This window comes from Acetobacterium fimetarium (assembly GCF_014284475.1).
In the GTDB taxonomy this organism is placed as follows: Bacteria; Bacillota; Clostridia; order Eubacteriales; family Eubacteriaceae; genus Acetobacterium; species Acetobacterium fimetarium.
This window is the reverse complement of sequence record NZ_WJBC01000038.1, coordinates 1-10697: the sequence shown is the minus strand read 5'-3', so window position 1 is coordinate 10697 and position 10697 is coordinate 1. Positions and strand designations below refer to the sequence as shown.

The following is a 10697-nucleotide window of genomic DNA, read 5'->3' as shown; positions in this document are numbered from 1 at the left end:
CTCTGAGTAATCCTGTCAGTTTCAATGCTTTAAAAGCTTTTAAAAATGCAATATTTGTCTGTTCAGATGGGTTGTTTTGGTTTATCATAGTGGTATGCACCTTTCCTGTCTGATTTTTGTTACTTTGTATTTTCATTATATCAGACATTGGGTGCATTTTTCTGTCAACTTCTGTTTTTCAGAAGCTGCAGATGGTGTTGTTGTAAAGTCTCAGCTGAATTTTCAAGCTGGGAAAGTTGAGTAAATTAGATTTTCATCAGTGATTCATTCCTTTCGGTAACTGGCTGCCATTTTACAGGCCCTTTAGCTTTGCGTCCCTGCCTTTCGACAGGTTTGCCTTTGTCGTTGAAAATTCATCTTGCCACATTCATTGTATTATTATAATTTAATGTTTTTCTAATTTGTTACGCAATTGTAGCATGGTGATTTTCAATAGTCAATACTTTTTTAGATTTTTAAGATATTTAAAATTCACCTGATGTTCACGGCAAATCCACTCATTTTTAAGCACGCTGAATTAATCGTCTTGCAAACGCAACGATTTCATTTCTGACATCCTTAAACAAAGACAGCATTCCAAAATAAAACAATGCACAAATCACAATCGAAAAAACTCGCCAAATAATACTTGGATTCAATTGTTGTAGATAATACCCTAAAATTCCCATGATTATCGCTGAAATGGCTGTTGGAAAGACATTTTTGATTGTTTCCAAAATTGGAAATCCCATTGCAAACTTCATAATTAAAAAATGAACGAGGACAAATTGCATTCGTACTAATGATCTTGCATAGATGAGTACCCAGAAGCCAAATTTCGAACTAATCACAATGACTGGTACCAGAAAAACCAAGTGTAATACCTGCGCCAGAAAAGATAATTTGGGTTTTCCCTTAGCTCGATATACCTCGCTGCAAAAGTGACCGAGTACAATCATTACCGCGCTTGTCAGAGCCCAAATTCCCATGATCTCGCTTGCTTCGCGCCATTGACTCCCTAAGATAATTTCAGTTGCCAAATCGCGGTAAACATATATCCCGATGCCAATAGGGAACACTAAGACCGAAACAAGACGCTGCATTTTAAAATATGTTCTTCTAAAATTTATCTCATCATTTTGTAAGCGCGATAAGGTCGAGAAAAGAACGGGAATTATTGCGGAAACGACAAGGGCCATTAAGGCGTTAACCATCATTTGTGAAGTTTTATATAATCCCAAATAATAGGAATTAAAATAACTGCCAATAATAAAGGCATCGATCCAAGATGTTGCCCAAATTGAAATAGCTTCAATTAAAGACCATATGCTGAATGAAAACATTTCTTTAAGTATTGCTATTTTATAAAAAAGGAACGGTTTCCATTTTGATTTAATGGTCAGTATCACCGCATTTGTGAGTTGTGCAACAATTGAACCGATGATGATTGACCAATAGCTTAAACCTGATAATGCAAGTGGTATTGTTACGGTAAACGGCACACAAATCGCAACCATCCTTACCAGAAATAGCGTTTTAAAATCAAAGTCTCTTCGATATAATGCCATTTGGATACTTGAAAATGATGTCAGCAGTAATTGCACACAGGCGATCGCAATAACATTGCCAAGTCCGGGATTGCCAACCATTGTCGCGATCGGATTACGGAAAAGAATAATGATCGCCCATAAAAAAAACGAAATTCCTAGATTGGTCCAGAAGGCAACATTGGTATTCTGGTATTTTTCTTCGTCATCTCTGAATTCGTGTTGAATCAGATATTTTTGGAACCCTGCATCCGTAAACATGTCAGCAAAACTCATGATCATCGTTGCAATTGCGACGACGCCAAAGGCTTCCGGCGATAGAATTCTAGCCAGAACCATATTCGAAATTGGGCTGACCAGTTTCGCCGCCGCCTCAGTAGCGAGCGACCATTTTCCAGCATAAATTGCTTTGTTTTTTATGTTATTTTCATTCAATTTCAAAACCGCCTTTAAAGCCAGCCAATGCCAGCCTGGTATGCTGCAGATAAAGAATTATTCTTTGATATTTTCTTTTAAACCAGCCAGTATCAGCTCCCGATGCGCTTCACATTCAATAATGTTCTGTACACTCAACAATTTTTTGCTATTATATTTTTGTTTAATCAAGGTCTTGTTAAACACTCGTCGATTGATACGCGAAAGCCATTTTCCCTTTCCGGTTAATCTTGTCAAATATGACGCTATATTTTTCTCTGCAAGTTTTTGATATTCCTTTTCCACAAAATTTTCATTCAAAATCTGCAGGGAACGTTTCGTAAAGCCTTCCAATATTTCCTTTGCTAATGTCCCTTCAGCAAGACGCACAACATTTTCTTCTTTTTTAACTGGAACGTATTCGATGCTGAACGTTTCTTTAATCTCTACCTTAATTAATAAACCGGTCTTCCAGTATTCGTTTTCCGAATTATCAAACAAAAAATTTCCTTGTCCATAAATAATTGTTGATTGATTATATTTTTCAAAACAGCCAATGCAATGACTATGCTGACAAATTACCAGGTCCGCGCCCTTTTCTGTCATCTTTCTGGAGACTTTTTGAAGGTAAGGCGATGGATATTGATAGCGTTCTTTTCCGCCATGATAGAATACTATCACGAAATGGCACTTTTTTTTAAGCGCTTGTATATGATCAAGGCTTTCCAGTGGGTCAAACGGATTTGCTCCCGGGTTCTTTTCATTTGCAATGCTGAATTCATGTTCTGCACAGGCGTAAATGCCGATTTTGACGCCTTCCTTTTCAATAATATGAGGCTTACTCGCTTCACTCAGATTATCACCGATGCCAACATAAGGAATCTCATGCTGTTTAAAGAGATTTTCTGTTGATTTAAGACCTTTTTCTCCTTGATCTAAGATATGGTTATTCGCTGCAATGATCAATGCTGGCTTGAGAGCCTTAATTCCATTGATTGCACTTGTTGGGGCAATCAGATTTGGCCCACACTTCTTAATCGGATACTTTTGGTCTGCAAGAGGCGTTTCTAAATTAAAAATTCTGATGTCGGCCAAATTCCATAAAGAAAGCAATTTTTCACCAAGCAACGTTTCCACGTCTGCGTTGTTAAATAACTCAATATTTGATAGCGTTGGTACTAAATCTCCTGCAATAAGAAGTTGCATCTGCCATCCTCCCTTATCTGATAAAATCTGAACATGGATCTTGTCATCATAACCCAAAGATAATCCGCTTCTTCATTTTTTGCTGTCGCAAAATGAACTTTATTCGCCTATCTCCGGATCCTCGGCATGATCCCTCTTAATCGTTTTCGCATTACCTGCAACACTTTCTTTCCCGTTTCGACGGCACCGAGTTTTCGGATGACTCTGAACAAACTGCCTTTAGGATTGATCGCTTCTATTGTCACAATCCCTGGCACTAAAAGATCCATTGCCCGCTTTTGAATCACATTATTCCGACGATCATCAACCGATACCGAAAGCAGTACCTCAATCAGGCTCCATGAATTTGCAAAGATAAGCCAATCAAAAGCAAAGCAGTCCTCGGCCTGTCTGTTAGCAGCTCCCCATGCTCCTCTTCGTTGATCAATAAAAAAACTATCCACCCAATCCACCCCTTCTATTGAATGCTCTTTTCGGTAAACAAACCATTCTTTAAGCGCCCTTTGCTCTTTCTCATCAAGTTTTTCATCGAAATCTCTCTCAAGGTCAATAACCATTTTCTCTGAATCGGAAAATCTGACATCCCTGAAAGCTGCTTCATAGCTTCGCTGACCAATTTCAAATGCGCCCCCATGCAATACAATGGCATCATCCGGCAGATTCCGGTAGTAGTTTCCCAATACGTATTTATCAGCCCGGTCTCCGCCGCAGCCTCCAGAATGTTCAGTAAAAATGTCAAGCTCATCCTCATGACCAGCTTCAGCACCAATGCTTTCATGTTGGATGTCAAATCGTTGACACAGTGCTGCGGCTATTCTTGCATCACTGCTGCTTATTTCATCATCAAGCAGCAGGGTAAATGCTTTAAAATCAATTTTTTCTTTAATCAATGCGCTGAAAACCGTACGCGAATCACTCCCGCCAGTCAATGCCAAATATATTGGTCTTTGGATATTTTTGAGTCCCGATGCGATGTCGACAAGTTCTTCTGCCAGGCGCGAAGCCCCTTCTTCCGAATTCATCGTCTTTAAAACAAAACGTTGCGATACGCTGATTGATCCATTTTTAAGATCAATTTCCTGATCGATAAAAAGCCTTTTCATTTTGGCAATGCGTGCCAATGGAGAGGGATCCCAATTCATGCGATGAACACCTTTCAGTCGCGATACGCCCAGCCCCCGACCTGAAAGCGGCTGTCGCGTTACTTCACTGATAAGGGCACAACTTGATCCGCAGATAATTCCTGAGGTTTGACTTCCGGCTTCAGTTGAATAAAACACCCCCATCGATCCGGTAGCATCGAGTGACAGTATTCCAGCGGTAATGGCAACAAAGCGACCACAATTATCATGCATGGTTTCTGGTGATTTCGGTATCCCGATGATTAAACCTAATACAAGCGTTTTTCTTCCATCGGGCCAATCATAATTGCTTAGCTTTAAATCACGATCATAATGAAGCACCATCTGCTCGCCGATCGAAATCGTCTGGAAATCAGCCAAATTTTCCAATTGTAGATTTTCATCGTTTGATATAAACCATTGTTTGCGATGTTTTTTTAGATTAGCCATCTTACAGCTTCCTTTCAATTAGATATCTTTCTCCGGCATTATGCAGCACTCCACACCAGCCTTTAAGTCTATTGATATGGCAGCTTGATCCAATTTCCCATTAAATAATCATACGACTCCGGTATGAAGCCAACAAATCCTGAATCTGGATGAAACGTTATTTCGCCAAAATACAAATGCCCGTTAATTTCATAAAAATCGACTCGCGCAAAAGACATATTCCTGGTCAATTTTTCCGCAAATTCAACCATCTTTGCATATTCTTTCGGCTTGGATATTTTTTTTCCGCTATTGGGATGATTCTTTCTTTCAAAAGGCATCAAATTCCAATCTGTATCATATATATCTATTTCTGAGCCACCCGGAGTATTTCTGTTCGAACAAACAAACGTGCATCGAACTTTCCCGTTAAAGCACATGAATTTATAATCTTTTAATTCAGTACCCGATTCATCCACCATATATTTCTCACAGATAACTCTTGGCTTAATATTCTTATACTGCCACTCTCTGCCAAACCAATACCAGTTATATTTCATCCATTTTCGCAGTTTTTTCTCAGCAAGTCCAATATCGAGTTTATTCTTGTCGCTACAAATTATATTTGATCCAGATCCATGGGCGCATTTTAATACAAATTCATTGGGAAGCTCACCCCAGTTTATCTGATCAACACAGTCAAATACATCAATAACCGGGATCAGATATTCCGCACCAATTACATTGGCAATGTATTTTCTTACCTCATATTTGTCGGCAAATTTTGTATACTCCGGTTTTCGGTCATACAGTTTTAGCCATTGCAACTTCTCATTGAATGTCTCCGGTTTTTCAAGATTCAACTTTTTTCCGATTGCAACCTTGTATTTTAACTTAATAAAGATTTTATCCGGAATTAGTCTTGTCATTCTTAATACCAGAAAATAACGGATGATGTTTTTTTTCTTTTTCCCTTTTGATTCTCTGCTTTCACTCAAACTGGCACCTCCAATAATCTTCTATCCTGTCTTATTCATAAGCTGTCCACTCATTCCTGCTGTTTCTCATTTTTTGCTAGTCGGTAAATGACGCTACCAAGCGCTAACATAATGCTGATATGCTTCTGGTAATAAAAAACCAACGCCACCGACATAAACATATACCCAACGATCACTACGAAAAAGGAATAACATAGCGTTTTTGAAACAAGCTTTGATGCTTTAATGATATCTTTAATCACAATAAACGCCGCCAGATAATACAACACCGCACCAACAATACCAGTTCCAACTAAAAGTTCAATAATATTATTGTGTGAATACATACCCGCGCCGCTGGTGACTGAATTGTACAGCAGTTTATAATTGTCAATTCCATATCCGAATAACGGTCTTTCTTTAAACCATTCCCATCCCCAAAAGATCATTCCCGACCTGACATTAATGGATCCCTCCGACGTGCCTCCTCCGAAAACAAAATCGAACATATTTGTCATTCTTTTGCCAATAATATCGTAAAAAACAGGCACATTATTTATCGCATAAAACACCACCGCGATGATCACTGCACAAACCAGTACTGTTTTCAGCTTGCTTCTAAGTTTTCCTTTTTCCTGAAATATCAAGAGGAATATGATCGACATGGTTATAAACAGTAACGCTTTTCTCGAACCGGTAAGTAAAATAACAATAAAATTTGTCAGTAAAATGAGAAAATACCAAACTTTCATGGTCTTTTTTTCTGACTTAATTATAAAGTAAAAGCAGAAAACTGAAGATATTCCAACAACCATACCGATTGCGTTTACATTGCCAAGTATGCTTCCGTATCTCACTAACGTCGTAAAATCAGCATTGACTAGTATATAGCAACTTGCCACAAAGCCTGAATATGCAAAACATTTCATCATAAAATATATTTTTTCGAATGAATCCATATAATTAATAAGCGATACCATGAGAATATAGACTAATACTAAAGTCTGGACTTTTGCAACTGACTCGCCTGGATCAATCGAATAAAACACTGAAATCATACACGCCATAATAAACAGCAAGAAAACGAATAGGAAATTATTGAACACCAGTTTTTTTCGCAACTTCATATTTTCCAGCCAAATCAGGCCGATCAATATGGCCGCTAAAGAATTACTTAACATTGTCCATTCTGTCCGGAATGTGAACATATATAGACTAAGTACATACATGAACATTACGAAATTTATAATGTGATTCAACCTGATTCTTTTCATTATGTATTAACTCCTGTCCAGTGTTTTTTACTCATACTGATCATGTCTTCATCAATCAGTTTTGTTCTTGCTTTCCATCCACTTTAAAATGTCGATTGCTCTCTTTTCTATCGTGAGTTTCTTTGATATTTCAAGCGATTTTTCACTAAATGTACTCCGCATTTCCGCTGATTTCATCAATCTTGCGATCGCTTCGTATATTTCGTCGACATTTTCAGGCTCGACGAGAATAGCATTGTTTTCATTTAAGATATCATAATTAAAGGCTCTGTCGGAGCTGACAATCGGTAACCCGCACGCCATTGCCTCGATGATGGCATTGCTGCAGCCTTCATTCAGAGTGGGCAAAACAAAAATGTCACAGGCGCTCAGCATTAATGGCACTTCATTGTGAGGTAAAATACCTTTGAAGACAATATTTTCTCCTTCGGGTTTAAATTTTCCATTTCCGATCAGAGCCAGTTTTATTTTTTTATCCTTATTTGCCGCTTCCAACAAACGCATCACGCCTTTTGATTCGTTGAAGTTTCCTGTAAAAGCAACAATGAAATCTTCCTTCGAGAACCCGTATCTTCTTCTCATCGCTTCTCTGGATCTTGGATAAAATACTGTTTCATCGATGGCATTGAGAAAAATTGCAACCTTATCCTCTGATACAATACTAAAGCTAAGCAGTTCATTTTTTTTTGCGGTGGATACCGCTACCACCCCATTTATGCTTTCAAAGTATTTTTTCAGCCTTTTTTTTCCGAATATCTTGATTCCCCATGGTGTACTTTCCCCGTAGGCAAAAAACACCGGCAATTTCAGTTCATTTCCGATTATAGCGGCCGTAGCCCCGGCCGGAAAAATGAAATGTGCATATAAGCAGTCCGGTTTGATTTGATATTTTTTTAATGTCTTCTTTACCGCCTTCTTGAACAAATGAAAAGTGAAGATTCCGGTATTGAATTTTCCCACTTGCTTCGTATAGAAATACAAATACCGCGGACAGAATAACTCAATTTCGTTTCCTTTCGCTGTTTTCTTTTTCCATCTAACCGGGGGCATTTCATTATTTTTATCAAAGGTTTTTCCAATCGGATTGATGACCGTACACGTCACATCCTGATCTGCCATGGCACAGACAAGTTTATCCACAAACGTATAGGAATGTGGTTTTTTATCAAATGGGTAGCCGTATGTAATTATACATATGTGTTTTTTCTTATTCATTTTCCATTCCTCACGTCTCGTCATCAGATTAAAATTTTAAAGTTTAAATCCATAGGCCTTTTTTGTAATTGCGCGATGGATAGCATAGATACAATATCTTATTAATTCCATTACAGACACGTTATTGATCCATAGATTCCTGAAGCCATCCGACACCTTATTGAATCGAACGGAATATCTGAATCGCTCCAGTGCAATCATGACAAATACCTTGCGTTTATTTTCCGGCGATACTGCGTCAATTTTATCCCTGAATTTATTGATATAAAACGTATCAGTCGCCACTGAATCTTCATATGTCCCTTTTTTTCCCCTGATTTCGTAATGAACAATTAAGGTACACTCATCAATATAGGCAAGCTTATAGTTCTCAAGGAGACGAGCCAGAAATTCAAAATCCTGATTTCTTTTAAAAGATTCATCATAACCGCCAATCTCGTCGGCGATGCTCTTTCTCACCAGAAGATTTGATCCTGAACCAATATAAACGGATCTCATCAGTGCTTCAACGTACAGTTCACCTTGCCTGGTTTCTGAAGAAATCTGTACATCGTCTTTTCCTTTTATTTTTTTGTATTTTGTATAACATGCTCCCCACGTATTATCCAACTGCTCCATCAAATCAACTTGCAGTCTTATTCTAGCAGGTAATATTTCATCATCGTCGTCCAGGAACATGATATATTGTCCTGATGCAAACTTTAATCCCGTATTTCTGGCAGCTGACCCATTCTTATTCGTTTCATGCTTAAGATAGATCACATTTTTAACCGAAGAATAGCTATTGAGTAATTTCTCCGTTTCAATCCTGTAATCACTATCTGAATCATTGTCATCCACCACGATGATTTCGGTATTCTTATAATCTTGCGCCAGCGCACTGTCGATTGCACGCTTCAAGTAAATCGGTCTCTCATACGTGGGAATGACAATGCTGATCAATATTTTTTCATTTGAATTATTCATATCAGCACAACCTCACTTGACTTTACGATCATTTTAAGCCATTGGCAACCGCATTCCTATGCCAATACGCTATTGTAGATTTCCTGCATTCTATTTTTAACGATTTCGACATCGTATTTCTTTGCTTCATTCAAATTTCTCAAACCCATCGTTCTTCTCAACGCTGAATCACGCATGATTTCATCGATACTTTTTGAAAATCCTTCAATATCATTTGGCTTAATTAAGAATCCACCTTCACCATTTTGGATCAGGTCAACATTTCCCCGTATCGACGAGCCTACAACCGGAAGACCTGCCGCCATGGCTTCCATGACTGCCACCGGTAATCCTTCTTGAAAAGATGGAAAGACGAAAATATCGGATGCTATGCAGATTTCTGAAATATCATTTCTGAATCCAAGAAATTTAACCCGGTCCTCGATCCCTAGTTCTTCAGCCCGTTTTTTAAGATAACTTTCGAGTTTTCCTCTTCCACATATTAAATACAGATAGTTTTGATTTTCTAGTTTTGCCAGTGCTCGCAATGCCGTTTCATGGTTCTTCCGTTCTATCATTTCACCAACAGACAGCAGGACCATCGTCTCTTCCGGAATTTGAAGCTCCGGTCTTTTTTTATTTCGGTCAATTTCAATTTCTTGAGTGTTTATCCCTATTCCGGGAATGTACTCTAGCTGACAGCTATTAAAATATTTTTTGGCTCTTTCATAATCCTCTTTATTCATCGTGATTAAAACATCTGTATCTCTTGCCAGAAAGCGCTCAGCCGGAAAATATAACAACCAATTTATCAACGGCGCACCTTGATAAAAATGGAAGCCGTGGGCTGTATAGATTATCTTCGGTACCTTCGCTTTTTTCCCGCACAGTCTTCCAAGCAGTCCTCCGATTGGGGTATTGCAATGAATAACATCAAATTTTTCTTCTCTTATTAAATTCAACATTTGTTTGTAGGCGATGCGATTCTGTTTGAAATTATACGGATTTCGATCCAGGTCAATATGATGAGTTATGATATTACTCAACTTTCCCAGCCCAATTGACCAAACAAAGCCTTAATAAAAGAGGCCTGAGAGTCAATCCATAGTTGGAGTTGATTTTTTAACAGCGTAGACTTTCTCGAGCCTACCGAATTTAATTGTTCGACAAATAAGCTCATCAGACTTTGAAGAGCGGTTGAGAGTGCCATATCCTGAATGTCATCGCAAAGTCTGAAGAATAATTCACACAAGGTTTTATCATCATTTTCGTTTCGACGAAGCCATTCCAGCAGGATGTATCGGGTGAAAACAATGGTTGTGTGGCTGATCATCATGTCATAGCTTCGCCCCTGAAATTCGGTGCCAAGCTTCATCAGGGACTTGGTGGATTTGAAGAAAACTTCTATCGACCACCGGTTGCCGTAAATGCGGATGATTTCTTCGTCTGAGAGTGATAAATCGGTACTGAGTACCGTCAGCCAGTCTCTTTTGTTATTGCGGTTTCTGACAAAAACCAGTTTAACCGGAATCCCGGTTTTCGTTTTTACAATGATGGAACCAAACTGGTTTCTGGGTGTATGTTCAGGTA

Annotated in this window: 8 protein-coding genes, 1 pseudogene and 1 riboswitch; all 9 genes and pseudogenes read right to left on the bottom strand. The window is 38.5% G+C overall.

Annotated features, from left to right (window positions below):
* Positions 1-272 precede the first annotated feature (272 nt).
* Positions 273-348, bottom strand: a riboswitch (cyclic di-GMP riboswitch).
* A gap of 155 nt (positions 349-503) precedes the next feature.
* A complete protein-coding gene (locus tag GH808_RS14475; protein ID WP_186843495.1) occupies positions 504-1961 on the bottom strand; it encodes a lipopolysaccharide biosynthesis protein in 1458 nt (485 codons plus the stop codon).
* 57 nt (positions 1962-2018) lie between these two features.
* Positions 2019-3203 (bottom strand): CapA family protein, encoded by a 1185-nt coding sequence (locus tag GH808_RS14470; protein ID WP_243166238.1) that lies wholly within the window; start codon positions 3201-3203, stop codon positions 2019-2021.
* A gap of 50 nt (positions 3204-3253) precedes the next feature.
* Positions 3254-4717, bottom strand: coding sequence for a hypothetical protein (locus tag GH808_RS14465; protein ID WP_186843494.1), 1464 nt, complete (start codon positions 4715-4717; stop codon positions 3254-3256).
* A gap of 68 nt (positions 4718-4785) precedes the next feature.
* Positions 4786-5694 (bottom strand): ATP-grasp fold amidoligase family protein, encoded by a 909-nt coding sequence (locus GH808_RS14460; protein ID WP_243166237.1) that lies wholly within the window; start codon positions 5692-5694, stop codon positions 4786-4788.
* Positions 5695-5744: 50 nt separating this feature from the next.
* Positions 5745-6854 (bottom strand): O-antigen ligase family protein, encoded by a 1110-nt coding sequence (locus GH808_RS14455; RefSeq protein WP_186843493.1) that lies wholly within the window; start codon positions 6852-6854, stop codon positions 5745-5747.
* A 144-nt stretch (positions 6855-6998) separates the two neighbouring features.
* Positions 6999-8162 (bottom strand): glycosyltransferase, encoded by a 1164-nt coding sequence (locus GH808_RS14450; protein ID WP_186843492.1) that lies wholly within the window; start codon positions 8160-8162, stop codon positions 6999-7001.
* A gap of 36 nt (positions 8163-8198) precedes the next feature.
* Entirely contained in the window at positions 8199-9128 is a 930-nt protein-coding gene (locus GH808_RS14445) for a glycosyltransferase family 2 protein (RefSeq protein ID WP_186843491.1), read from the bottom strand.
* Between the two features lie 56 nt (positions 9129-9184).
* Positions 9185-10153, bottom strand: coding sequence for a glycosyltransferase family 4 protein (locus GH808_RS14440; protein ID WP_186843490.1), 969 nt, complete (start codon positions 10151-10153; stop codon positions 9185-9187).
* Positions 10150-10697: pseudogene (locus tag GH808_RS14435) on the bottom strand (IS4 family transposase); the annotation flags it as partial. The pseudogene GH808_RS14435 and the gene GH808_RS14440, both read right to left, overlap by 4 nt.

Bases quoted from the DNA above. Each gene is read 5' to 3' on its own strand.
- GH808_RS14465 (WP_186843494.1), bottom strand. From the start codon at position 4,717: ATGGCTAATCTAAAAAAACATCGCAAACAATGGTTTATATCAAACGAT.
- GH808_RS14455 (WP_186843493.1), bottom strand. From the start codon at position 6,854: ATGTTAAGTAATTCTTTAGCGGCCATATTGATCGGCCTGATTTGGCTG.
- GH808_RS14450 (WP_186843492.1), bottom strand. From the start codon at position 8,162: ATGAATAAGAAAAAACACATATGTATAATTACATACGGCTACCCATTT.
- GH808_RS14445 (WP_186843491.1), bottom strand. From the start codon at position 9,128: ATGAATAATTCAAATGAAAAAATATTGATCAGCATTGTCATTCCCACG.